Origin of the sequence: Buttiauxella gaviniae (assembly GCF_040786275.1) — a bacterium.
Lineage (GTDB): Bacteria > Pseudomonadota > Gammaproteobacteria > Enterobacterales > Enterobacteriaceae > Buttiauxella > Buttiauxella gaviniae_A.
In genome coordinates this window covers 2,337,690-2,360,064 of record NZ_JBFMVT010000002.1, presented here as the reverse complement: position 1 = coordinate 2,360,064, position 22,375 = coordinate 2,337,690, and the positions used below count along the sequence as shown (strand labels likewise).

At 51.9% G+C, this 22,375-nt stretch carries 22 protein-coding genes and 3 tRNA genes; 12 read left to right on the top strand and 13 right to left on the bottom strand.

All coding sequences use genetic code 11. The features are described 5' to 3' along the window. Positions 1-9: 9 nt before the first annotated feature. Both tsaE and nnr read right to left on the bottom strand, forming a co-directional pair. Positions 10-471: a tRNA (adenosine(37)-N6)-threonylcarbamoyltransferase complex ATPase subunit type 1 TsaE gene (gene tsaE, locus AB1E22_RS11525; RefSeq protein WP_367595453.1), complete on the bottom strand. Its 462-nt coding sequence runs from the start codon at positions 469-471 to the stop codon at positions 10-12. Further along, on the bottom strand, positions 464-1,990 hold the full coding sequence (gene nnr, locus AB1E22_RS11520) for a bifunctional ADP-dependent NAD(P)H-hydrate dehydratase/NAD(P)H-hydrate epimerase (RefSeq protein WP_367595452.1): 1,527 nt from the start codon (positions 1,988-1,990) through the stop codon (positions 464-466). The genes tsaE and nnr overlap by 8 nt, the downstream gene beginning before the upstream one ends. Here nnr and queG point away from each other — a divergent pair. Continuing rightward, positions 1,989-3,128, top strand: coding sequence for a tRNA epoxyqueuosine(34) reductase QueG (gene queG, locus AB1E22_RS11515; RefSeq protein ID WP_367595451.1), 1,140 nt, complete (start codon positions 1,989-1,991; stop codon positions 3,126-3,128). The genes nnr and queG overlap by 2 nt on opposite strands. Before the next feature lie 271 nt (positions 3,129-3,399). On the opposite strand, the gene AB1E22_RS11510 is transcribed toward queG, so the two are convergent. The 4 genes from AB1E22_RS11510 to orn form a co-directional block, all read right to left on the bottom strand. After that, a tRNA-Gly gene (locus AB1E22_RS11510) sits at positions 3,400-3,475 on the bottom strand. Positions 3,476-3,511: 36 nt separating this feature from the next. Beyond that, positions 3,512-3,587 (bottom strand) — tRNA-Gly (locus tag AB1E22_RS11505). A gap of 156 nt (positions 3,588-3,743) precedes the next feature. Beyond that, positions 3,744-3,819: transfer RNA gene (locus AB1E22_RS11500), tRNA-Gly, on the bottom strand. A gap of 226 nt (positions 3,820-4,045) precedes the next feature. Beyond that, on the bottom strand, positions 4,046-4,591 hold the full coding sequence (orn, locus tag AB1E22_RS11495; RefSeq protein WP_367595450.1) for an oligoribonuclease: 546 nt from the start codon (positions 4,589-4,591) through the stop codon (positions 4,046-4,048). Positions 4,592-4,704: 113 nt separating this feature from the next. On the opposite strand from orn, the gene rsgA reads away from it, so the two are divergent. From rsgA to mscM, 3 genes are all read left to right on the top strand, one after another. Further along, entirely contained in the window at positions 4,705-5,760 is a 1,056-nt protein-coding gene (rsgA, locus tag AB1E22_RS11490) for a small ribosomal subunit biogenesis GTPase RsgA (RefSeq protein WP_367595449.1), read from the top strand. Between the two features lie 79 nt (positions 5,761-5,839). Further along, positions 5,840-6,805 carry an archaetidylserine decarboxylase gene (gene asd / locus AB1E22_RS11485; RefSeq protein WP_367595448.1) on the top strand — a complete coding sequence of 322 codons (966 nt, stop codon included), beginning with the start codon at positions 5,840-5,842 and terminating at the stop codon, positions 6,803-6,805. A gap of 59 nt (positions 6,806-6,864) precedes the next feature. Further along, positions 6,865-10,203: a miniconductance mechanosensitive channel MscM gene (mscM, locus tag AB1E22_RS11480; protein WP_367595447.1), complete on the top strand. Its 3,339-nt coding sequence runs from the start codon at positions 6,865-6,867 to the stop codon at positions 10,201-10,203. Positions 10,204-10,309: 106 nt separating this feature from the next. On the opposite strand, the gene epmA is transcribed toward mscM, so the two are convergent. Further along, on the bottom strand, positions 10,310-11,287 hold the full coding sequence (gene epmA, locus AB1E22_RS11475; RefSeq protein ID WP_367595446.1) for an elongation factor P--(R)-beta-lysine ligase: 978 nt from the start codon (positions 11,285-11,287) through the stop codon (positions 10,310-10,312). 330 nt (positions 11,288-11,617) lie between these two features. Here epmA and frdA point away from each other — a divergent pair, with 330 nt between their 5' ends. The 6 genes from frdA (at position 11,618) to AB1E22_RS11445 (ending at position 16,794) form a co-directional block, all read left to right on the top strand. Beyond that, positions 11,618-13,411: a fumarate reductase (quinol) flavoprotein subunit gene (gene frdA, locus AB1E22_RS11470; protein WP_367595445.1), complete on the top strand. Its 1,794-nt coding sequence runs from the start codon at positions 11,618-11,620 to the stop codon at positions 13,409-13,411. Between the two features lie 4 nt (positions 13,412-13,415). Next, positions 13,416-14,141, top strand: coding sequence for a succinate dehydrogenase/fumarate reductase iron-sulfur subunit (locus AB1E22_RS11465; protein WP_437178415.1), 726 nt, complete (start codon positions 13,416-13,418; stop codon positions 14,139-14,141). 10 nt (positions 14,142-14,151) lie between these two features. Next, complete coding sequence (gene frdC, locus AB1E22_RS11460) at positions 14,152-14,547, top strand: fumarate reductase subunit FrdC (RefSeq protein ID WP_367595443.1); 396 nt, start codon at positions 14,152-14,154, stop codon at positions 14,545-14,547. A 10-nt stretch (positions 14,548-14,557) separates the two neighbouring features. Next, positions 14,558-14,917: a fumarate reductase subunit FrdD gene (gene frdD, locus AB1E22_RS11455; RefSeq protein ID WP_367595442.1), complete on the top strand. Its 360-nt coding sequence runs from the start codon at positions 14,558-14,560 to the stop codon at positions 14,915-14,917. A gap of 91 nt (positions 14,918-15,008) precedes the next feature. Continuing rightward, a complete protein-coding gene (gene ampC / locus AB1E22_RS11450; RefSeq protein WP_367595441.1) occupies positions 15,009-16,160 on the top strand; it encodes a CMY2/MIR/ACT/EC family class C beta-lactamase in 1,152 nt (383 codons plus the stop codon). A gap of 100 nt (positions 16,161-16,260) precedes the next feature. Beyond that, a complete protein-coding gene (locus AB1E22_RS11445) occupies positions 16,261-16,794 on the top strand; it encodes a lipocalin family protein (RefSeq protein WP_367595440.1) in 534 nt (177 codons plus the stop codon). Here AB1E22_RS11445 and sugE read toward each other — a convergent pair. Continuing rightward, the gene (gene sugE, locus AB1E22_RS11440; RefSeq protein ID WP_367595439.1) at positions 16,791-17,108 is read right to left on the bottom strand and encodes a quaternary ammonium compound efflux SMR transporter SugE; all 318 of its coding nucleotides are present in this window, start codon (positions 17,106-17,108) and stop codon (positions 16,791-16,793) included. The genes AB1E22_RS11445 and sugE overlap by 4 nt on opposite strands. Positions 17,109-17,378: 270 nt before the next feature. Between sugE and AB1E22_RS11435 the strand changes: the two genes are divergently transcribed. Then, complete coding sequence (locus AB1E22_RS11435) at positions 17,379-17,963, top strand: response regulator transcription factor (RefSeq protein ID WP_367595438.1); 585 nt, start codon at positions 17,379-17,381, stop codon at positions 17,961-17,963. A gap of 49 nt (positions 17,964-18,012) precedes the next feature. Here AB1E22_RS11435 and ecnB read toward each other — a convergent pair whose 3' ends face one another. From ecnB to efp, 3 genes are all read right to left on the bottom strand, one after another. Further along, the gene (gene ecnB, locus AB1E22_RS11430; RefSeq protein ID WP_367595437.1) at positions 18,013-18,159 is read right to left on the bottom strand and encodes a lipoprotein toxin entericidin B; all 147 of its coding nucleotides are present in this window, start codon (positions 18,157-18,159) and stop codon (positions 18,013-18,015) included. Between the two features lie 102 nt (positions 18,160-18,261). Then, on the bottom strand, positions 18,262-18,396 hold the full coding sequence (locus AB1E22_RS11425; protein WP_367595436.1) for an entericidin A/B family lipoprotein: 135 nt from the start codon (positions 18,394-18,396) through the stop codon (positions 18,262-18,264). Positions 18,397-18,457: 61 nt separating this feature from the next. Next, complete coding sequence (efp, locus tag AB1E22_RS11420; protein ID WP_367595435.1) at positions 18,458-19,024, bottom strand: elongation factor P; 567 nt, start codon at positions 19,022-19,024, stop codon at positions 18,458-18,460. A gap of 40 nt (positions 19,025-19,064) precedes the next feature. Between efp and epmB the strand changes: the two genes are divergently transcribed. Beyond that, on the top strand, positions 19,065-20,093 hold the full coding sequence (epmB, locus tag AB1E22_RS11415; RefSeq protein WP_367595434.1) for an EF-P beta-lysylation protein EpmB: 1,029 nt from the start codon (positions 19,065-19,067) through the stop codon (positions 20,091-20,093). Positions 20,094-20,185: 92 nt separating this feature from the next. Here the strand turns inward: epmB and AB1E22_RS11410 are convergent, their stop codons facing one another. Together AB1E22_RS11410 and groL are read right to left on the bottom strand one after the other, a co-directional pair. Next, on the bottom strand, positions 20,186-20,557 hold the full coding sequence (locus AB1E22_RS11410; RefSeq protein ID WP_367597366.1) for a DUF4156 domain-containing protein: 372 nt from the start codon (positions 20,555-20,557) through the stop codon (positions 20,186-20,188). Between the two features lie 140 nt (positions 20,558-20,697). Then, a complete protein-coding gene (groL, locus tag AB1E22_RS11405; protein ID WP_367595433.1) occupies positions 20,698-22,341 on the bottom strand; it encodes a chaperonin GroEL in 1,644 nt (547 codons plus the stop codon). Positions 22,342-22,375 lie beyond the last annotated feature (34 nt).

Below are 22,375 nucleotides of genomic sequence, written 5' to 3'. Positions count from 1 at the left end.
TCATCCTTGTTATTTGGCAAAACGCGCCAGTAACGACTCACCAGATGAGGAAACTGCTTTCAGGCACGCTTCACGACCGAAAGCCTGGTAACTTAGGTGGATTTCGACATCCGGTTCCGGGAGCACACCCTGACCTTTTTGCGGCCATTCCACCAGACTGATTGCGTCATTGGTGAAATAGTCACGAATTCCCATAAATTCGAGTTCTTCTGGATCGGCAAGGCGATAGAGATCAAAGTGATACACCTTAAAATCGCCAAGATCATACGGCTCAACTAACGTATACGTTGGGCTTTTGACGTTCCCTTTATGGCCCAGCGCCTGCACAAAACCCCGGCTAAACGTCGTTTTCCCGGCCCCCAGATCACCGTACAGATGAATGACGGTTGCACCTGCACAAGCTTGTGCCAGACGAGCGCCCAGTTCTAAGGTCGCGGCTTCATCAGGTAATGCGATAACTCGATTAATCATTTTCTTTGCTATTCAAATCCGGGTTAACAAAAAGGTACAACGTCGATAATAAATCGCTCGCTAACATGCCACGCGTACCGAAACGTCGAGCCAGCACATCAGCGGCGGCTCCATGAGCAACGCAGCCAGCGCATGCTGCATCATACGGGGTTAACTTCTGTGCCAGCAATGCTCCGATGATTCCGGATAGCACATCCCCCATCCCTCCGCTGCCCATTCCGGCATTTCCCACATCAATAAGCGCACATTCGCCATTTTGACTGGCAACCACCGTACAGGCACCTTTTAAGACCACAATTCCGCCATAACGTTTTACAAGGCGGTCAGCAGAAAGTAAGCGGTCACTCTCAATTTGTGATACGGAGCAATTTAACAGCCGGGCGGCTTCGCCGGGATGCGGGGTAATAACGCGATTCTGACGCTTATCGGGGTTGATTGCCAGAAGGTTGAGCGCATCGGCATCCCATAGCATCGGTTTACGGCTGTTCTCTACTTTTTGTAGGGCTTTTTTACCCCATTCTTGCTGCCCAAGACCGGGGCCAATGACCACAACATCAGCCCATTCAAGAGAGTCATCCAGAGATTGTGGCGATAGCTCCTGAACCATTAATTCAGGCCGGGCAGTCAGCAGCGGCGCAACGTTCTCCGCACGAGTCAAAACCCTGACTAAACCCGCACCCGCGCGCAAGGCAGCCTCCCCCGCCATACGAATCGCACCCGCTGTACCGTGGTCGCCGCCGATTAACACCAGCCGCCCATTATTACCTTTGTGCGATGTCGCTTTCCGTGGCGGCAACCAGCTCGCCAACTGCGCACTATCTACACGCGTAATGGGCGCCGTCTGCCCTTGCAACCAGGCTTCAAGACCGAGCGCATGAAAATGCAATTCACCTACCACATCGCGCGCTTTTCCGGTCAGCAAGCCCGGTTTAAGAGTAATAAACGTGAGGGTATGAGAAGCGTTGATCACAGCGCCGGGCGTTACTCCCGTTTCAGCCAGCAGGCCTGAGGGAATATCCAGCGCAATAACAGGCGCTGCATGCTGATTACATTTTTCAATCAATTGCGCGGCGGTATCGCGTGGTGCGTTGTTAAGGCCGATCCCCAGCACAGCGTCAATCACCAGATCGATATCATTAGGCCAGGTATGTTCCGGAGCATGAATCACACCGGCCGCATCCAGCCACGCATCACGCGCACAGGCAGCCTCTTCTGGTAAGGGTTTATTACTTTCAAGCGCCAGCAAGGTGACCTGAATCCCCACTGCCTGAGCGAGCCTTGCGACAACATAACCATCGCCACCGTTGTTGCCGTGCCCGCAGGCTACCAACCAATGCTGACTTTGCGGATAGAGTTCACGCGCGAGATTAAATGCCGCAGCCCCCGCGCGTTGCATCAACTCATACAGCGTTAACCCTAAATCATCTGCCGCCTGCTTTTCTGCTGTACGTAGCCAGTCTGCTGACCAGACTGAATGTGGTATACTTTTGGCGGTTATTTTTAGGCTCAGGTCCGTCATGTCACAGCCCCTCGATCTCAATCAATTAGCGCAAAACATAAAACAGTGGGGTACCGAACTCGGATTCCAGCAGGTGGGAATTACCGATACCGATCTCACTGCCAGTGAACCCGCGCTCCAAATGTGGCTGGATAAACAATACCACGGCGAGATGGACTGGATGGCTCGTCATGGCATGATGCGTGCCCGGCCTCATGAATTGCTCCCAGGCACTTTGCGGGTCATTAGCGTGCGGATGAACTATCTCCCCGCTAACGCAGGTTTTGCCTCGACGCTCAAAAATCCCAAAATTGGTTATATCAGCCGCTACGCCCTTGGCCGCGACTACCACAAGCTCCTGCGTAATCGGCTGAAAAAACTGGGTGAAATGATCCAGTCCCACTGCTCCACGCTGAATTTTAGACCTTTTGTGGATTCTGCGCCGATTCTTGAGCGCCCTTTGGCCGAGAAAGCCGGGCTTGGCTGGACAGGTAAGCACTCACTTATCCTGAATGAGGAAGCGGGCTCATTCTTTTTCTTAGGCGAATTGTTGGTCGATATTCCACTTCCCATCGATAAACCCCTTGAGGAAAAGTGTGGGCGCTGTGTGGCGTGCATGACGATTTGCCCAACTGGCGCGATTGTTGAGCCTTACACCGTCGATGCCAGACGCTGCATTTCTTATCTCACTATTGAGCTTGAAGGCGCGATCCCAGAGGAATTCAGGCCGTTAATTGGCAACCGGATCTACGGCTGCGACGACTGCCAACTCATTTGCCCGTGGAACCGTTTTTCTCAATTGACCGTTGAAGATGACTTTAGCCCGCGTCGTGCGCTGCATGCCCCACCTCTGGCTGAGCTTTTTGGCTGGGACGAAGCCTATTTCCTACGCATAACGGAAGGCTCAGCGATTCGCCGTATCGGTCATCTGCGCTGGCTGCGAAATATTGCCGTGGCGATGGGCAATGCTCCCTGGGATGAAGTGATTCTGAATGCGTTGCAACAGCGAAAAGGTGAGCACCCACTTCTCGATGAACACATTGACTGGGCGATTGCGCAACAAATAAGCAGAAGAAGCGAGGATGCCGTTGACGTTCAGTTACCGCAAAAGCAGCGTCTGGTTCGCGTCATTGAAAAGGGATTAAAACGTGATGCGTGATATGTCCACAGGATGTGAATAAAAATTTGAACACGTTGTACTGGCAGCGAAAAAAATTCTGCAAGCGGATGAGCTAACATTTTTAAATATTTAAAAAACGCTATTAATCAATCAGTTAAAATATTCGTGTAATATTTAAGAAATAATTAGCGATCTAAGGGAATAGACGTAAGCTGTGGATAACTCTGTTTACAAGAATTTATGAGGAACGTAAAAACCACCGCCAACGCGACCTGGCGTTGTGGATAATTTGTACTGGAGATAAGAAATTTGGAGCGGGAAACGAGACTCGAACTCGCGACCCCGACCTTGGCAAGGTCGTGCTCTACCAACTGAGCTATTCCCGCTTGGGTGGTGCGTGGCTGTAAAAGCCAATCAAATTTTGGAGCGGGAAACGAGACTCGAACTCGCGACCCCGACCTTGGCAAGGTCGTGCTCTACCAACTGAGCTATTCCCGCATATTCTTCGTCTTTCAAGCCGCTGCTGCGTTAGCTGCTTTCGCTCACCTTAGTCACTTACTCAAGTAAGCTTCTAAGGATTCGCTCAGTTGCTGCCTTGCTGCAACTCGAAAACCATCGAATTTGGTGGTGCTGGCTAAAAGCCAAATCAAATTTTGGAGCGGGAAACGAGACTCGAACTCGCGACCCCGACCTTGGCAAGGTCGTGCTCTACCAACTGAGCTATTCCCGCTCTGTGTAACGCTGCAAATTCTGCATCGGTACGGGAGGCGCATTATACGAGAAATCGTTTTAGTCGCAAGCCCCTCAAACCATTTTTTTCAAAAATTAAGTTTGAATGGTGATTTAAACGACAAAATGATTAATTCACACCCAAAACGGTTAAAATTCCCTCACCCACCGTCATTTACTTTTTATCTTCACCTGATGAAAAAAGTGGGGATGAGGGCGTTTCGAACTTAAAGTTTAATGAAATTCTCGCGGTAAAATGCCAGCTCTGCCACCGATTCGCGGATATCGTCCATCGCCTGGTGGGTACCCTGCTTTTTAAAGTTAGGCAAAATTTCCGGTTTCCAACGGCGCGCCAACTCTTTCAGCGTGCTGACATCCAGATAGCGGTAATGGAAGTAAGCTTCCAGTTCTGGCATATACTTGAACAGGAAACGACGATCCTGGCCAATACTGTTGCCACAAATAGGTGACGTCCCCTCAGGAACCCACTGCTTCAAAAACTCAATGGTCGCAAGTTCAGCCGCGCGGTCATCCATTTGGCTGGCTTTAACGCGCTCAACCAGGCCGCTGCCTGTATGGGTACGCACATTCCAGTCGTCCATCAGCGCCAGTTGTTCATCAGACTGATGAACTGCGATAGTTGGCCCCTCGGCGAGAATATTCAAATTGGCGTCAGTAACCAGAGTGGCGATTTCAATTATGCGATCCCGCTCGGGGTCCAGGCCGGTCATTTCTAAATCAATCCAAATCAGATTGTTTTCATTTCCACTCATGCTATTTTCCACCCTTCTTGTGCGTAGCCCACCCTTGACGATGGGTTAATTCGTATAAAATAGTGTGTATCATAGAGGTTTTGCCCATTACGGGCGACCAGGAGCCAGTAAGATTGAGCAAAAATAAACTCTCCAAAGGACAGCAGCGCCGGGTTTCAGCAAACCACCAGCGTCGGCTTAAACAGACTGTGGAGAAAGCCGATCCCGACGACTCTCAGTTTGGCGAACCGCGCGATGGCCGCGTCATTAGCCGTTTCGGCCAGCATGCCGATATCGAAGCCCCCGGCGGCGAAATTCACCGCTGCAACATTCGCCGCACCATTCGTTCGCTGGTCACCGGCGATAACGTAGTCTGGCGTCCCGCGAAAGAAGCTGCGGCTGGCGTAACCATAAAAGGCATTGTTGATGCCGTGCACGAGCGCACTACCGTCCTGACACGCCCTGATTTCTATGACGGCGTAAAACCGATTGCGGCGAATATCGATCAAATCATCGTGGTTTCCGCAATTTTACCTGAACTGTCATTGAACATTATCGACCGTTATCTGGTCGCGTGCGAAACCCTCGACGTTGAGCCGCTTCTGGTACTGAACAAAACCGATCTGCTAGACGAAGAAGGCCTGAAGTTCGTTAATGAACAGATGGATATCTACCGCAAGATTGGTTACCGCGTGCTGCTGGTTTCCAGTCATAAAGTCGAAGGCCTTAAAGAACTTGAAGAGGCATTGGTCGGGCGCGTCAGTATTTTTGCCGGCCAGTCAGGCGTAGGTAAATCCAGCCTGTTGAACAACCTTCTCGGTTTTAAAGAAGTTCAGATTCTGGTTAACGATGTGTCTGACAACTCAGGCCTGGGCCAACACACCACCACTGCTTCACGTCTGTATCACTTCCCTGGCGGCGGCGATGTTATTGACTCCCCTGGAGTGCGTGAATTTGGTTTGTGGCACTTAGAGCCGGATCAAGTCACTCATGGATTCACTGAATTCCACGACTATTTAGGCCGTTGCAAATACCGTGACTGCAGCCATACCAACGACCCAGGCTGCGCCCTGCGTGAAGCCGTTGAACGTGGGGAAATCGCGGAAACGCGTTTCGACAACTACCATCGCATACTTGAAAGTATGTCCGAGGTAAAATCGCGTAAAACCTTTTCCGATACTGACCGCTGACAATTAAGCTGGGCATCGCTAAAATCGCGCTCCTTTTTGTGTATGCCCGCTTAAATGGGTACTTAGCCAGGAGGCTATCTTGTTAGACAACTTTAAACTTTCGCTCCAATACATCCTGCCTAAACTGTGGTTGACTCGCCTGGCAGGCTGGGGTGCAAGCAAACGAGCTGGCTGGTTGACCAAACTGGTTATCGACTTGTTCGTCAAATACTACAAAGTCGACATGAAGGAAGCTCAGAAGCCAGACACCGCCAGCTACCGCACCTTCAACGAATTCTTTGTGCGCCCGCTGCGCGACGATGTTCGCCCGGTGAATACCGATCCGAATGTGTTGGTTATGCCAGCAGACGGCGTGGTTAGCCAGTTAGGCCCAATCGACGAAGACAAAATCTTGCAGGCAAAAGGCCATAACTACAGCCTGGAAGCGTTGCTCGCCGGTAACTACTTAATGGCCGATTTGTTCCGTAACGGCAGCTTCGTTACCACTTATCTGTCACCACGTGATTACCACCGCGTACACATGCCGTGTAACGGTATCTTGCGCGAAATGATTTATGTGCCGGGCGATCTGTTCTCCGTAAACCATTTAACGGCGCAAAACGTGCCAAATTTGTTTGCCCGAAATGAGCGCGTTATCTGCCTGTTCGATACCGAATTTGGCCCGATGGCGCAAATTCTCGTAGGCGCGACTATCGTCGGTAGCATCGAAACCGTTTGGGCGGGCACCATCACGCCACCGCGTGAAGGCGTCATCAAACGCTGGACGTGGCCTGCGGGTGAAAGCGAAGGTTCTGTGGCGCTGTTAAAAGGCCAGGAAATGGGTCGCTTTAAACTGGGCTCGACGGTCATCAACTTATTTGCACCGGGCAAAGTAAATCTGGCTGAACAGTTACAAAGCCTGTCAGCCACGAAAATTGGCGAGCCGCTGGCTATCTCCACCGAATTCAAAAGCGAACCTGAAATACCGGTGAGTGAGATTCCGGAAGTGCAAGTGCCTGCTGAGCTTGAAACCAGCCCGCAGGTCGAGAACAAACCCGAAAGTTAATCGCTATTCCCAGCCCTGGCGGCAATGCTGTGAGGGCTGGTTCACTTATAGGTACTGACGTGCGCCTGATAATCACTTTCTTGATGGCCTGGTGCCTAAGCTTTGGTGCCTTTGCCGCTACGGCCCCCGACGCCAAACAAATTTCCCAGGAACTTGAACAAGCCAAATCTGCAAAAGATAAACCCGGCAGTGCTGAAACCGTTGAAGCACTTCAGGCCGCCCTCAATGCGCTTGATGAACGCAAAGTCTCCCTGGAACGAGCCACACAATATCAGCAAGTTATAGATAACTTCCCTAAACTCTCTGACACTTTGCGTCGGCAGATTAACAATCTGCGTGATGAGCCGCCAAAAGTGCCGGAAACCATGACCACCGATGCGTTAAACCAAGAAATTCTGCAGGTTAGCAGTCAGTTACTGGATAAAAGCCGCCTGGCGCAGCAAGAGCAGGAACGCACCCGAGAAATCACCGACTCGCTCAGCCAGCTCCCGCAACAGCAAACCGACGCTCGCCGCCAGTTAAATGATGTTGAACGCCGGATCGGAACACTTCCTGCCACTAGTACACCGCTAACACAGGCGCAAAATCTCTCTTTGCAGGCCGAATCTTCGCGTCTGAAAGCGTTGGTCGATGAACTGGAACTGGCGCAATTGTCCGCCAGCAACCGCCAGGAACTCGCTCGCCTACGGGCTGAGCTAGCCCAAAAACAGAGCGCGCAGTTGGATGCCTATCTTCAGGCGCTGCGTAACCAGCTTAATAACCAGCGCCAACGTGAAGCTGAAAAAGCCCTGGAAAGTACCGAGTTACTGGCAGAAAGCAGCTCAAATTTGCCAGCTGGTATCGTTGACCAGTTTAAAAACAACCGTGAATTATCCCAGGCGTTGAATCAGCAAGCTCAACGTATGGATTTAGTGGCTTCACAGCAGCGCCAGGCTTCCACCCAGACGTTACAAGTTCGTCAGGCGCTCAACACTTTACGCGAACAGTCTCAATGGCTTGGTGTCTCGAATGTTCTGGGCGAAGCGTTACGCGCCCAAGTCTCCCGCCTGCCGGAAATGCCTAAACCGCAGCAGTTGGATACTGAACTCGGCCAGTTACGCGTACAGCGTCTGCATTACGAAGACCTACTGAACAAACAACAGCAGCTTCGCCAGATTCGTCAGGCTGATGGGCAGGAACTCACCAGCGAGCAGAATCGTATTCTGGATGCGCAACTGCGAACCCAACGCGAGCTGCTAAATTCCCTGCTGCAAGGCGGCGACAACCTCATTCTCGAGCTTACCAAGCTGAAAGTGGCTAACAGCCAGCTTGAGGACGCCCTCAAAGAGGTGAACGAAGCGACGCACCGTTATCTGTTCTGGACCTCCGATGTCAGCCCAATCGGCATCGCGTGGCCGGTTGAAATCGTGCAGGATTTGCGTCGCCTGGTGTCGATGGATACCTTCAGCCAGCTCGGCAGCGCCACCATCATGATGCTGACCAGTAAGGAAACACTGCTGCCGCTGTTTGCTGCGTTAATACTCGTGGGCTTCAGTATCAGCTCCCGTCGCCATTTCACCGCCTTCCTTGAACGCTCGAGCGCGAAGGTGGGCAAAGTGACTCAGGATCATTTCAGCTTAACGCTGCGCACCGTTTTCTGGTCGATTCTGGTGGCAGTACCTCTGCCGGTACTGTGGGCGACGCTGGGCTTCGGGCTACAATCCGCCTGGCCTTACCCCCTCGCGGTGGCAATTGGCGATGGCGTCACCGCCACGGTTCCGCTGCTCTGGGCCGTAATGATTTGCGCCACATTTGCCCGTCCTACCGGCTTGTTCATCGTGCACTTTGGCTGGCCGCAGCAACGCGTTGCCCGGGCGATGCGTTATTACATGATGAGTATTGGGCTGATCGTACCGCTGATTATGGCGTTGATTATGTTCGATAATCTCAACGATCGGGAGTTCTCCGGCTCGCTGGGGCGGCTGTGCTTTATGCTGATTTGCGGCGCGATGGCGCTGGTAACATTAAGCCTAAAACGAGCGGGGATTCCGCTGTATCTCGATAAACAAGGCAATAGCGAAAACATCGCTAACACCATGCTGTGGAACCTGCTGCTCGCCGCTCCGCTGCTTGCTATTCTGGCAGCGTCCGTCGGCTACCTGGCAACATCGCAAGCGCTGTTGGCGAGGCTTGAAACATCAGTCGCCATCTGGTTCCTGCTGCTGGTGGTTTATCACATCTTCCGCCGCTGGATGCTGATTCAGCGTCGCCGCCTGGCGTTCGATCGCGCTAAACATCGTCGGGCTGAAATCCTCGCCCAGCGAGCCCGCGGCGAAGAAGAAACCGCTCACAGCCATAGCACGGAAGGATCGGCTGAAACTATTGAAGAGCCGGAAATCGATCTGGATACCATCAGCGTGCAGTCACTGCGTCTGGTGCGTTCGATCCTGATGCTGATTGCGCTACTGTCGGTCATCGTGCTGTGGTCAGAAATTCACTCTGCGTTTGGCTTCCTTGAGAACATCACGCTCTGGGATGTGACTTCAACCGTACAAGGCGTTGAAAGCCTGGAGCCGATTACCCTCGGCGCGGTGCTGATTGCCATTCTGGTGCTGATTATCACCATGCAACTGGTGCGTAATCTCCCCGCCCTGCTCGAACTGGCGCTGTTACAGCACCTGGATTTAGCCCCAGGCACGGGATACGCGATCACAACCGTAACCAAATATCTTCTGTTACTCGTGGGTACCCTGGTCGGCTTCTCGATGATTGGGATTGAGTGGTCAAAATTGCAGTGGCTGGTAGCCGCGCTCGGTGTCGGTTTAGGTTTTGGCTTACAGGAAATCTTCGCCAACTTTATCTCTGGCCTGATTATTCTGTTTGAAAAACCGATTCGTATTGGCGACACCGTGACAATCCGCGATCTCACCGGCAGCGTCACCAAAATTAATACGCGCGCCACTACCATCAGCGACTGGGACCGCAAAGAGATCATCGTGCCGAACAAGGCATTTATCACCGAACAGTTTATCAACTGGTCGCTTTCAGACTCCGTTACGCGCGTGGTGTTAACCGTGCCAGCGCCGTCGGATGCCAACAGCGAAGAAGTAACGAAAGTCTTGTTGCAGGCGGCGGAACGTTGTTCTCTGGTGATAGATAACCCGGCGCCAGAAGCCTTCCTGGTGGATTTACAGGCGGGGATTCAAATCTTTGAACTGCGTATTTATGCCGCGGAGATGGGCCACCGTATGCCGCTGCGCCATGAAATACATCAGTTGATTCTGCAAGGATTCCGCGAACACGATATTGAGTTGCCGTTCCCACCGTTCCAGATGCGCCTGGATAGTCTGGGCGGGCAGCGTAGCAGTAAGACGGTAATGTCTTCAGGTAAAGCGGGCAGGACACCGGGGAGCTTGTAAGCGGGGTTCGGACCCCACCCCAGCCCTCCCCTTTCCAGGGGAGGGAGCATTAACTCCACCACCTGGCAAGGGGGAGGTTGGGAGGGGGTCGTGTTAGCTTTCCGAACTAAGCCCGATCCACAGAAAACGCCAACACATCAGCCAGACTCTCAGCCTTCAGCGCCAGCATAATCAAACGATCCACGCCTAACGCCACACCCGAGCAATCCGGTAAACCGGCTTTCAGCGCTTCCAACAAATTCACGTCGATCGGCTGCTGCGGTAAACCACGCGCGGCACGTTTACGGTTATCCTGCTCGAAACGCTGCTGCTGTTCACGCGCATCGGTTAACTCATGGAAACCATTCGCCAGCTCAATACCACGGAAATAAACCTCGAAACGCTCCGCCACTCGGTGATCTTCGGTGCTAATTTGCGCAAGTGCCGCCTGGCTTGCCGGGAAGTGGTAAACAAAGGTCGGTTTTTCTTTGCCGATGTGCGGCTCCACGCCCATGCTGAAAAGCAGTTGCAGCAAGGTGTCGCGGTCTTCTTCCTGGTCGGCAATGTTGCTTAAATCAAGTTTTTTCGCCACTTCACGCAACTGAGTTTTGTCCGCAGAAAGCGGATCTATGTCCAGGTGGCGCTGGAACGCCTGCTGATAGGAAAGCGTTTCTGCGGCGTCGGTTTCCAGAACCTGTTGCAGCAAATCATCCACTTCGTTCATCAGACGGTACATGTCGTAATGCGGACGATACCACTCCAGCATGGTGAACTCTGGATTATGGTGGCGCCCCATTTCTTCATTACGGAAGCTGCGGCACAGCTGGAATACCGGGCCAATGCCCGCCGCCAGCAGGCGTTTCATGTGATATTCCGGGCTGGTCATCAAGTACAAATTGACGCCCTGAGCGTGGCCTGGGCCAACAAAACGGGTTTCAAACGGGAACAGGTTGATGTCCGTTACCGTTGCCTGGCTCATGCAGGGTGTTTCCACCTCCAGTACACCGCGGTCGGCAAAAAAACGCCGAATAACCGCCATGATCGCGGCGCGTTTCAACAGGTTGGGGATGGATGCGCTCGGCTGCCAGGTGGCCGTTTCGCTCATGGTGGAGTCTCCGTATTCAAACAAGGCCGAGAAGTCTACCCGCATCGCATTAGGGAGACAAATTTTGCGCAGTAAATTTTCATCGCCATTTACCTCGCATAAGCCCTAATAATCTGAATTTCGTGACGTAACTCATCACCAAAATTAATTAATTGCTGAACTGAACAGCAAAAAAATCGAACACGTCAAATTTCCTCAAAATGCCAGGGGCTATAATCCGCTACCCACAAAGGAGCAGGGGTAACCCTTTCGCTATAGCTGGCGCCGTATCGGTAAACTACCTTTGGTTAAATTAGCTATGCGAAATAACTAAAAATCTGGAGGAATGTCGTGCAAACCTTTCAAGCCGATCTTGCCATAATTGGCGCTGGCGGAGCGGGCTTACGAGCAGCCATCGCGGCAGCGCAAGCCAATCCACAAGCCAAAATCGCTCTGATCTCCAAAGTCTATCCTATGCGTAGCCACACCGTGGCCGCTGAAGGCGGTTCTGCCGCCGTTGCGCAGGATCACGACAGTTTCGAATACCACTTTAATGACACCGTTTCCGGTGGCGACTGGTTGTGCGAACAGGACGTTGTCGACTATTTCGTACACCATTGCCCAACAGAAATGACGCAGCTTGAGCAGTGGGGCTGCCCCTGGAGCCGCCGCCCGGACGGTTCCGTAAACGTTCGCCGCTTTGGTGGCATGAAGATTGAGCGTACCTGGTTTGCCGCAGATAAAACCGGCTTCCATATGCTCCATACCCTGTTCCAGACGTCATTGCAGTTCCCGCAAATCCAGCGTTTTGATGAACATTTCGTGCTCGACATTCTGGTGGACGACGGCGAAGCACGCGGTTTGGTCGCCATGAATATGATGGAAGGCACGCTGGTGCAGATCCGTGCCAATGCGGTTGTCATGGCAACCGGCGGCGCGGGCCGCGTCTATCGCTACAACACCAACGGCGGCATCGTGACTGGCGATGGTATGGGGATGGCGTTAAGCCACGGCGTACCGCTACGCGACATGGAATTTGTGCAGTATCACCCAACCGGCCTACCTGGTTCCGGCATTTTGATGACGGAAGGCTGCCGCGGTGAAGGCGGTATTCTGGTCAACAAAGACGGTTATCGCTATCTGCAAGATTACGGTATGGGGCCTGAAACCCCGCTGGGCGAGCCGCGTAACAAATATATGGAACTCGGTCCACGAGACAAAGTGTCCCAGGCCTTCTGGCACGAATGGCGAGCAGGCCGCACCGTTCCTACACCGCGTGGCGATGTGGTTTATCTCGATCTGCGTCACCTGGGTGAGAAAAAACTTCTCGAGCGCCTGCCGTTTATCTGCGAGCTGGCAAAAGCCTATGTCGGTGTGGACCCGGTTAAAGAGCCGATTCCAGTGCGCCCTACCGCGCACTACACCATGGGCGGTATCGAAACGGACAGCCAGTGCGAAAGCCGTATTAAAGGGCTGTTTGCCGTCGGCGAATGTTCTTCCGTAGGCCTGCATGGCGCGAACCGTCTGGGTTCGAACTCCCTTGCTGAGCTGGTCGTGTTTGGTCGCCTGGCCGGTGAAAGCGCGATGCGTCGTGCGAACGAAGCGCAGCCAGCCAATGACGCTGCATTAAATGCGCAAGTGGCGGATATCGAAACTCGTCTCAAGAAACTGGTTAATCAGGAAGGCTCTGAAAACTGGTCGAAGATCCGCGATGAAATGGGCCTTTCGATGGAAGAAGGCTGCGGTATTTATCGCACGCCAGAGCTAATGCAGAAAACCATTGATAAGCTGTCTGAGCTGCAAGAGCGCTTCAAACGTGTTCGCATCACTGACACATCCAGCGTGTTCAATACCGATTTGCTCTACACCATTGAGCTGGGCCATGGCCTGAACGTGGCAGAATGTATGGCGCACTCCGCAATGGCACGTAAAGAGTCTCGTGGCGCTCACCAGCGTCTGGACGAAGGCTGTACCGAGCGTGATGATGTGAACTTCCTGAAACATACTCTCGCTTTCCGTGACGCCAATGGAACCACGCGTCTGGAATACAGTGATGTGAAAATCACTACGTTGCCACCGGCTAAACGCGTCTACGGTGCGGAATCAGAAGCAGCCGACAAAAAGAAGGAGATGACGAATGGCTGATGCGATGAAGACTCTGAAGATTGAAGTGGTGCGCTACAACCCGGAAACGGACAGCGAGCCGCACAATGCAATCTACGAAGTGCCTTATGATGAGCAAACCTCGCTGCTGGATGCGCTGGGTTACATCAAAGACAATCTGGCACCCGATCTGAGCTACCGCTGGTCTTGCCGTATGGCTATCTGTGGCTCTTGCGGCATGATGGTCAACCGCGTGCCAAAACTTGCCTGTAAAACTTTCCTGCGCGAATACACCCAGGGCATGAAGGTTGAGGCGCTGGCAAACTTCCCTATCGAACGCGATTTAGTGGTCGATATGACTCACTTTATCGAAAGTCTGGAAGCGATTAAGCCGTACATTATCGGCAATCCGCGTACGCCAGACCAGGGGCCAAATACCCAAACGCCTGCGCAGATGGCGAAATACCATCAGTTCTCAGGTTGTATCAACTGTGGCCTGTGTTACGCCGCGTGCCCGCAGTTTGGTTTGAATCCTGAGTTCATCGGCCCGGCGGCAATCACGCTTGCGCACCGTTATAACCTGGATAGCCGCGACCATGGCAAGAAACAGCGTATGGCGCAGCTAAACGGCCAGAACGGCGTGTGGAGCTGTACTTTCGTGGGCTTCTGCTCCGAAGTGTGCCCAAAACACGTCGATCCGGCGGCTGCCATCCAGCAGGGTAAAGTCGAAAGCTCGAAAGACTTTTTGATCGCCACCCTGAAACCACGCTAAGGAGTGCGAAATGACGACGAAACGTAAGCCATATGTACGGACGATGACCCCAACCTGGTGGCAAAAGCTGGGCTTCTACCGTTTTTATATGATTCGTGAAGGAACCGCGGTGCCAACCGTTTGGTTCAGTATCTTGCTTATCTGCGGCCTTTTCTCTTTGAAAAGCGGCCCGGAAAGCTGGGCGGGATTTGTCGCTTTTCTACAAAATCCCATCGTGATTATCCTCAATTTGATCACGCTTGCAGCCGCGTTACTGCATACAAAAACCTGGTTTGAACTGGCACCTAAGGCCGCCAATATCATCATCAAAGATGAAAAAATGGGGCCAGAGCCAGTGATTAAAGGATTGTGGGCGGTGACGGCTGTCGCCACGGTTATCATTCTGTTTGTTGCACTGTTCTGGTAAGGGGGACGTCATGATTAATCCAAATCCAAAACGCTCCGACGAGCCGGTATTCTGGGGTCTGTTTGGCGCAGGCGGCATGTGGGGCGCGATAATCGCACCGGTTATCGTCCTGCTGGTGGGCATTATGCTGCCGCTGGGTCTTTTCCCTGGCGACGCGCTGGGCTATGACCGCGTGCTGGCGTTTTCCCAGAGTTTGATTGGCCGCCTGTTCATCTTCCTGATGATTGTCCTGCCGCTGTGGTGTGGGCTGCACCGTATCCACCATGCGATGCACGACCTGAAAATCCATGTGCCATCCGGCAAGTGGGTGTTCTATGGTCTTGCGGCAATTCTGAGCGTTGTGACCTTTATCGGTGTGATCACTCTCTAATTACGCTACGTCCCATACAAGGCCTGCCGATGTGCAGGCCTTTTTATTTGGAGTGGCCAGAGCTAAAGTGGCACGTTAAGGAGGAGTCCCAATGATAAAAAAATCACTTTGCTGCATGCTGATACTTACAGCTTCTTGCTCTACGTTTGCCGCCCCGAAAACCCTTAACGAAGAACAAATCGCACAAACTGTCGATAGTGTCATCGCCCCGCTACTCAAAGAACAAAGCATTCCGGGTATGGCTGTCGCCGTTATCTATCAGGGGAAACCGTATTACTTCACTTACGGCCAGGCGGATATCAACCAAAATGTCCCGGTGACGAAAGAGACACTGTTTGAGCTCGGCTCTGTCAGTAAGACTTTTACCGGCGTTCTCGGCGGCGATATTGTTGCTCGCGGTGAAATTAAACTGAGCGACCCGGCAACGAAGTACTGGCCTGCTTTAACCGGCAAGCAGTGGAAAGAGATTACTTTGCTGCAACTGGCTACTTACACTGCTGGAGGATTACCGTTGCAGGTGCCAGATGAGGTCACAAGCCAGGCGTCCCTGCTGCACTTTTACCAGACCTGGCAGCCACAATGGGCACCGGGCACTACGCGTTTGTATGCCAACGCCAGCATCGGGCTTTTCGGCGCGCTGGCAGTGAAACCGTCCGGGTTGAGCTTTGAAGAGGCGATGTCGAGACGTGTATTCCAGCCTCTGAACCTTTCGCATACCTGGATAAAAGTGCCCGCAGCGGAACAAAACCATTACGCATGGGGTTACCGTAACGGCAGGGCCGTGCACGTTTCACCTGGCATTCTGGACGCAGAAGCTTATGGTGTGAAAACCACGATTGAAGACATGGCGAGCTGGGTGCAGGCCAATATGAAACCTGACCAGGTCGCCGACAAAACGTTGCAGCAAGGCATTGAACTCGCGCAATCACGCTACTGGCAAATTGGCAGCATGTATCAGGGCTTAGGTTGGGAGATGCACACCTGGCCGGTTGATGCCAAAACGCTGATTAATGGTAGCGATAATAAAGTGGCTCTCGCCCCGCAAAAAGCAGTCGCCATAGAGCCTGCCGTTCCTGCGGTTAAGGCATCCTGGGTTCACAAAACCGGCTCTACCGGCGGTTTTGGGGCTTATGTGGCCTTTATTCCTGAGCAACAACTCGGCATCGTGATGCTGGCAAATAAAAGCTACCCCAACCCCGAACGAGTAAAAGCAGGATACAAAATCCTCGAAACATTGCAGTAATCCAGACAGGCCTGCCTGGCAGGCCTTTTTATTTCCAGCCATTCCACGCATTTTTTCCGCCACAATCTACACTTAGCAAAAAACTAATAAGGATTTTGCTATGCGCATCTGGCCGATTTTAACCACCATTGCAGTTGCGTTTGCCGTTGTCTCCTGTAGCACCCCCACTCCGCCGCCGGGCACTACGGTGGTGAATAATTTTGATGCTAAACGGTATCTCGGCAAGTGGTATGAAATTGCTCGCCTTGACCATAGATTTGAAAAGGGGCTCGAGCAAGTCACCGCCACCTATAGCACCAGGGATGACGGCGGAATTCGTGTGATAAACAGAGGGTTTAACCCTGACAGGCAGATGTGGCAGCAAAGTGTCGGCAAGGCTTACTTCACGGGCGACCCAAGTCGCGCGTCGCTTAAAGTCTCGTTCTTTGGGCCGTTTTACGGGGGCTATAACGTGATAGCGATTGATAAAGATTATCGGCACGCACTGGTATGCGGGCCGAATAAAGATTATCTGTGGATACTTTCACGTACCCCAACCATCAGCCCTGAAGTCAAACAGCACATGCTGGACGTCGCCACACGACAGGGCTTCCCGGTTGAAAAACTACTGTGGATTAAACAGCCCACATCTTAATGAGTGCTGATCTTCAGACCAATAATACCGATGACAATCAATGCCAGGCTCGCGATGCGGGCCAGGCTTGCCGATTCGCCCAGGAGTAAAATACCGGTCGTTGCAGCCCCCACAGCGCCAATTCCCGTCCAGACAGCATAGGCAGTACCGGTAGGCAGCGTTTTCATTGACCATGACAGCAACACGATGCTAACCACCATCGCCACCACCGTCATGACGCTTGGCCACAGTCGAGTAAAACCGTGGGTATATTTCAGGCCAACGGCCCAGACAACTTCTAATAAACCAGCGATAAAAAGAATAAACCAGGCCATATACAGCTCCAGTTATGGGGCCGTCCCCGGAAGTGTAGACGCGCTTACGGGTCGTCCCATAAGGCTTGTGAAGGCGTTATTTTAGCAATCCAGCTCACAAATGCCAGCCTCGTTTTGCTGCCCTTGCAAGCGGAGTCGAGGTAATTAAGCCAGGAAATGGCTACTGATCAACTCGTAAATCCGCACTTCATATCACCCATTTTCTTCATATTATGCGTACTCACAAACATACAGAAAAGGCTGTCATAGTGAGTCACGCGAACGGTAAGTATGCATAAGATATTGTTAGTGGACCGCTGCCATTATACTCGGCAGGGTTTCAAAAAATGGCTTAGCTGCAATTCGGCATTTTCTATTTGTGAAACTGACAATTTACTTTTGGCTCGCGAGAAAATAATACAATGGCGACCGAATCTTGTTATTGCCGACTTTACCAGTTTCGCCAACTCTTTACATAATATCCAACAGCTATCTTCTATTTACTCAGCATGTGGGGCGTCAATTCGCCTGATGCTATTAAACAGCATACGCCACGAAAAAATTGAGCAATATTGCCTGTCGCGAGGCTCGGGTTTTATATATAGCAAATCGGTTCCGTTACCTGAGCTTCTGACAGCCATCCAGAAACAACTCAGCGCCCGTCCACCGTTTAACATGGAGTGTCCGTCTACATCACCTTTATTGACGTTACGTGAAGAGCGAATATTAAAATTATGGACCGATGAGGCCAATAATGATTTCATTGCGAGGATAATGGGCATCAGTACCAAAACGGTATATACCTATAAGCGGAATATCCGCATGAAGCTGGGTGTAAATAATCGATTTTCGTTATTTATAGAACAGCATCAATAACGGCAAGAAAATAACGGTACGGCAGTGATACCGTACCGTCAGTAACACATTAATTCTGGGCTTTTGTTGCCGCACCAGAAATGGCATTACCACCACTTGAAATATCTTCACCCACGCCTTTAGTGGTATTACACGCTGTCAGTAACGATGAAAGCACTACGAGAGAGAAAAACGCTGCAATAGTTTTCTTAATCATGACCGTTTCCTTTTTTGACCATATTGTTTGTGTATAGCAGTTAAAGCATAGACAAAAAATGGCAGGCTGAAGGAAAAAGCAGATTTTTAGGAGTGTTGGAGATTACTTGTTTGCTGCGCGCTCAATTGCGCCGCCGAGATGCTGTAAGTCTTCGCCAAAGCCACGGGTTGCGTTACAGCCCGTCAGGAACGTGGTCAGCAGCGTGATGACGAATAAGATTTTAGTCAGACGGCTCATTTTCCCTGCCTTTAACAAGCGGCGGTGAAACGCCAGGCGCTCCACCACCCATCTTCACGTATTACTTAACGCGAGAAACGTATTCGCCAGAACGCGTGTCAACTTTGATCACTTCGCCAATCTGAACGAACAATGGCACTTTAACCACAGCACCAGTAGACAGTTTTGCAGGTTTACCGCCGGTACCAGCAGTATCACCTTTCAGACCTGGATCCGTTTCAACGATTTCCAGCTCTACGAAGTTTGGTGGCTGAATGGCGATTGGACGACCATTCCACAGGGTTACGATACACTCGGCCTGATCCAGCAGCCATTTAGCGTTATCGCCGATTGCTTTCTCGTCAGCAGCAAGCTGCTCGAAAGTTTCGTTGTTCATGAAGTGGTAGAACTCACCGTCGTTGTACAGGTAAGTCAGGTTCATATCGATAACGTCTGCGCCTTCAGCGGAGTCGGTAGATTTGAAGGTTTTCTCTACACGGGTGCCTGTCAGCAGGCGGCGCATTTTAACGCGAGCAAAGGCCTGGCCTTTACCTGGTTTAACGAACTCGCTGGATTCGACTGCGTAAGGTTCGCCTTCGAACATGATTTTAAGACCGGCACGGAAATCGTTGCTAGAATAAGTCGCCATAAGGCCCTCTGAAATTGTTAATTGGTAGCTTAGCCAAAAAATGGCACACATTGTAACCCTAAATCCCCCCCGCAGAGAAGATTGGTTAACGCAACTTGCCGATGTTATAACCGATCCGGACGATCTGCTGCATATTTTAGATCTGGATGCTGATAAAGAGTTGTTGGCGGGGCGCGATGCTCGTCGGCTTTTTGCCTTGCGCGTACCGCGAGCTTTTGTCGCTCGTATGGAAAAAGGCAATCCGAATGACCCACTCTTACGCCAGGTTTTAACCTCCAGAGAGGAATTTATTGCCGCACCCGGCTTTAGCACCGACCCTCTTGAGGAACAGCACAGCGTGGTGCCCGGTTTGCTGCATAAGTACCGCAATCGTGCATTGTTGCTGGTAAAAGGCGGCTGTGCGGTCAACTGCCGCTATTGCTTCCGCCGCCATTTCCCCTATTCCGATAATCAGGGTAATAAACGCAACTGGCAGGCAGCTATCGCCTATATCAGTGAGCATCCTGAACTGGACGAGATCATTTTCTCCGGCGGCGATCCGCTGATGGCAAAAGATCATGAGCTCGACTGGCTGATCGGCGAACTGGAAGCTATCCCGCATATTAAGCGCTTACGCATTCACAGCCGACTGCCGATTGTGATCCCGGCGCGCATCACCGATACGCTGGTTGAACGCCTTACGCAATCACGGTTGCAGGTCATTCTGGTGAACCATATCAACCATGCCAATGAGATTGGGGATGAGTTCAGGGCAGCCATGAAGAATTTACGGCAGGCGGGCGTCACGCTACTTAATCAAAGCGTTCTGCTACGCCATGTGAATGACAATGCGCAGACGCTCGCAGACCTGAGCAATGCTTTGTTCGATGCGGGTGTGATGCCGTATTACCTGCATGTGCTGGATAAAGTGCAGGGGGCCGCGCATTTCATGGTGAGTGACGACGAAGCCAGAATGATTATGCGTGAACTGCTGACGTTAATTTCGGGCTATATGGTGCCTAAACTGGCGCGTGAGATTGGCGGTGAGCCGAGTAAAACGCCGCTGGATTTGCAACTGCGGCAAAGCTAATTCGAGTGGCTTAAGTTTATCCACCCTATAAATGAAGGGTTTAGTAGGTCGGGTAAGCGCTGCGCCACCCGACATCATAAATCGCCGCTAGATCAATTCGGGCACTTATAAACCTGACCAGTCATTTTGCTGGCAGTCGGTGCAAAGCTCGACAGCAGGTTTTGAGTCGGGCTGCTCACGCCGTAAAGCACGTTGCCGCCCATTGCCGCAGCGTTATTACGCAGCGCATTTGCCGCACCACGCATAGAACCGCCTTCACTGCCTTGCTGCCCGGAAAACCAGTTACTTTGCTCACCGGTTGCATTTCCTAACAACTGACATTCATTACCAGGCTTATCCTCAACAAAACGGACGCCCTGCCCACCGGCAGAAAGATCATTGCTGGTGCTACATCCTGCCAGCAGCAGCGCTGCTACAGCCATTCCTGCTGAAACTTTAATGCGCATGTTGTTCCCCGTTATCAATGCTGTCTTGAAAAGTAGCGGGCCGTCATCGCCCGGTGAGATCTTATACCAGACTGCGGCCCAAAAGAAAAAACCCTCAGGCATTTCTGCCTGAGGGTTTTTTTAACACGGTGTTATGAACACACCAGGTGTTGGGGCAATTACATCATGCCGCCCATGCCACCCATGCCGCCCATACCTGCGCCGCCTAAGTCAGGAGCGTCAGATTTTGGCAGGTCGGTAACCATGCACTCGGTGGTGATCATCAGGCCAGCCACAGATGCCGCGTACTGCAGAGCAGAACGAGTCACTTTGGTTGGATCCAGGATACCCATGTCGATCATGTTGCCGTATTCTTCAGTTGCTGCGTTGTAACCGTAGTTACCGTCGCCCGCTTTCACGTTGTTAGCAACAACAGATGGCTCTTCGCCGCAGTTCAGAACGATCTGACGCAGTGGAGCTTCCATCGCGCGCAGCGCAACTTTGATACCCACGTTCTGGTCTTCGTTCTGGCCACGCAGTTCAGACAGTTTGCTTGCTACGCGAATCAGCGCAACACCACCACCGGCAACCACGCCTTCTTCAACCGCAGCACGGGTAGCGTGCAGGGCATCTTCAACGCGTGCTTTTTTCTCTTTCATTTCAACTTCGGTAGCCGCACCGACTTTGATTACCGCAACGCCGCCAGCCAGTTTAGCTACGCGCTCTTGCAGTTTTTCACGGTCGTAATCAGAAGTTGCTTCTTCGATCTGCTGACGAATCTGAGACACACGGCCCTGGATTGCAGCTTCTTCACCTGTACCATCGATGATGGTTGTGGTGTCTTTGTTGATAACGATACGCTTAGCAGTACCCAGATCTTCCAGTGTCGCTTTTTCCAGCTCCATACCGATCTCTTCAGAGATTACGGTACCACCAGTCAGGGTTGCGATATCTTGCAGCATAGCTTTACGACGGTCGCCGAAGCCAGGTGCTTTAACAGCAGCCACTTTCACGATGCCACGCATGGTGTTAACAACCAGAGTAGCCAGCGCTTCGCCTTCAACATCTTCAGCGATGATCAGCAGTGGTTTGCCCGCTTTCGCAACGGCTTCCAGAACTGGCAGCATTTCACGGATGTTGGAGATTTTTTTGTCCGCCAGCAGAATGAACGGGCTTTCCAGCTCGATTGAACCGGTTTCTGGCTTATTGATGAAGTAAGGAGACAGGTAGCCACGGTCGAACTGCATACCTTCTACAACGTCCAGCTCGTCTTGCAGGCCGGTGCCTTCTTCAACGGTGATAACGCCTTCTTTGCCCACTTTCTCCATCGCTTCAGCGATCAGAGTACCCACGGTTTCGTCGGAGTTAGCAGAGATAGTACCAACCTGAGCGATGGCTTTAGAGTCAGAGCAAGGAACAGACAACGCTTTCAGCTCTTCAACAGCGGCGATAACAGCTTTATCGATACCGCGTTTCAGGTCCATTGGGTTCATACCCGCAGCAACAGCTTTCAGGCCTTCGGTGATGATGGACTGAGCCAGAACGGTTGCAGTAGTGGTACCGTCGCCCGCAGCGTCGTTCGCTTTAGAGGCAACTTCTTTAACCATCTGCGCACCCATGTTCTCAAACTTGTCTTCCAGTTCGATTTCACGTGCTACAGAAACACCATCTTTAGTGATAGTCGGTGCACCGAAAGATTTATCCAGAACTACGTTACGGCCTTTAGGACCGAGGGTAACTTTCACTGCATCTGCCAGTACGTTAACGCCACGCAGCATTTTCACACGAGCGTCGTTACCGAATTTTACGTCTTTAGCTGCCATTGTTCTTTTCCCTTAAATTCGTTTAATTTGCTAG

Excerpts from the sequence above, each read along its gene's own strand:
- groL (WP_367595433.1), bottom strand. The coding sequence starts at position 22,341 with ATGGCAGCTAAAGACGTAAAATTCGGTAACGACGCTCGTGTGAAAATG.
- efp (WP_367595435.1), bottom strand. The coding sequence starts at position 19,024 with ATGGCGACTTATTCTAGCAACGATTTCCGTGCCGGTCTTAAAATCATG.
- AB1E22_RS11465 (WP_437178415.1), top strand. The coding sequence starts at position 13,416 with ATGAAGACTCTGAAGATTGAAGTGGTGCGCTACAACCCGGAAACGGAC.
- ecnB (WP_367595437.1), bottom strand. The coding sequence starts at position 18,159 with ATGATTAAGAAAACTATTGCAGCGTTTTTCTCTCTCGTAGTGCTTTCA.
- tsaE (WP_367595453.1), bottom strand. The coding sequence starts at position 471 with ATGATTAATCGAGTTATCGCATTACCTGATGAAGCCGCGACCTTAGAA.
- epmA (WP_367595446.1), bottom strand. The coding sequence starts at position 11,287 with ATGAGCGAAACGGCCACCTGGCAGCCGAGCGCATCCATCCCCAACCTG.
- sugE (WP_367595439.1), bottom strand. The coding sequence starts at position 17,108 with ATGGCCTGGTTTATTCTTTTTATCGCTGGTTTATTAGAAGTTGTCTGG.
- AB1E22_RS11445 (WP_367595440.1), top strand. The coding sequence starts at position 16,261 with ATGCGCATCTGGCCGATTTTAACCACCATTGCAGTTGCGTTTGCCGTT.
- orn (WP_367595450.1), bottom strand. The coding sequence starts at position 4,591 with ATGAGTGGAAATGAAAACAATCTGATTTGGATTGATTTAGAAATGACC.
- nnr (WP_367595452.1), bottom strand. The coding sequence starts at position 1,990 with ATGACGGACCTGAGCCTAAAAATAACCGCCAAAAGTATACCACATTCA.
- queG (WP_367595451.1), top strand. The coding sequence starts at position 1,989 with ATGTCACAGCCCCTCGATCTCAATCAATTAGCGCAAAACATAAAACAG.
- AB1E22_RS11425 (WP_367595436.1), bottom strand. The coding sequence starts at position 18,396 with ATGAGCCGTCTGACTAAAATCTTATTCGTCATCACGCTGCTGACCACG.
- frdD (WP_367595442.1), top strand. The coding sequence starts at position 14,558 with ATGATTAATCCAAATCCAAAACGCTCCGACGAGCCGGTATTCTGGGGT.
- frdC (WP_367595443.1), top strand. The coding sequence starts at position 14,152 with ATGACGACGAAACGTAAGCCATATGTACGGACGATGACCCCAACCTGG.
- ampC (WP_367595441.1), top strand. The coding sequence starts at position 15,009 with ATGATAAAAAAATCACTTTGCTGCATGCTGATACTTACAGCTTCTTGC.
- AB1E22_RS11435 (WP_367595438.1), top strand. The coding sequence starts at position 17,379 with ATGCATAAGATATTGTTAGTGGACCGCTGCCATTATACTCGGCAGGGT.
- epmB (WP_367595434.1), top strand. The coding sequence starts at position 19,065 with ATGGCACACATTGTAACCCTAAATCCCCCCCGCAGAGAAGATTGGTTA.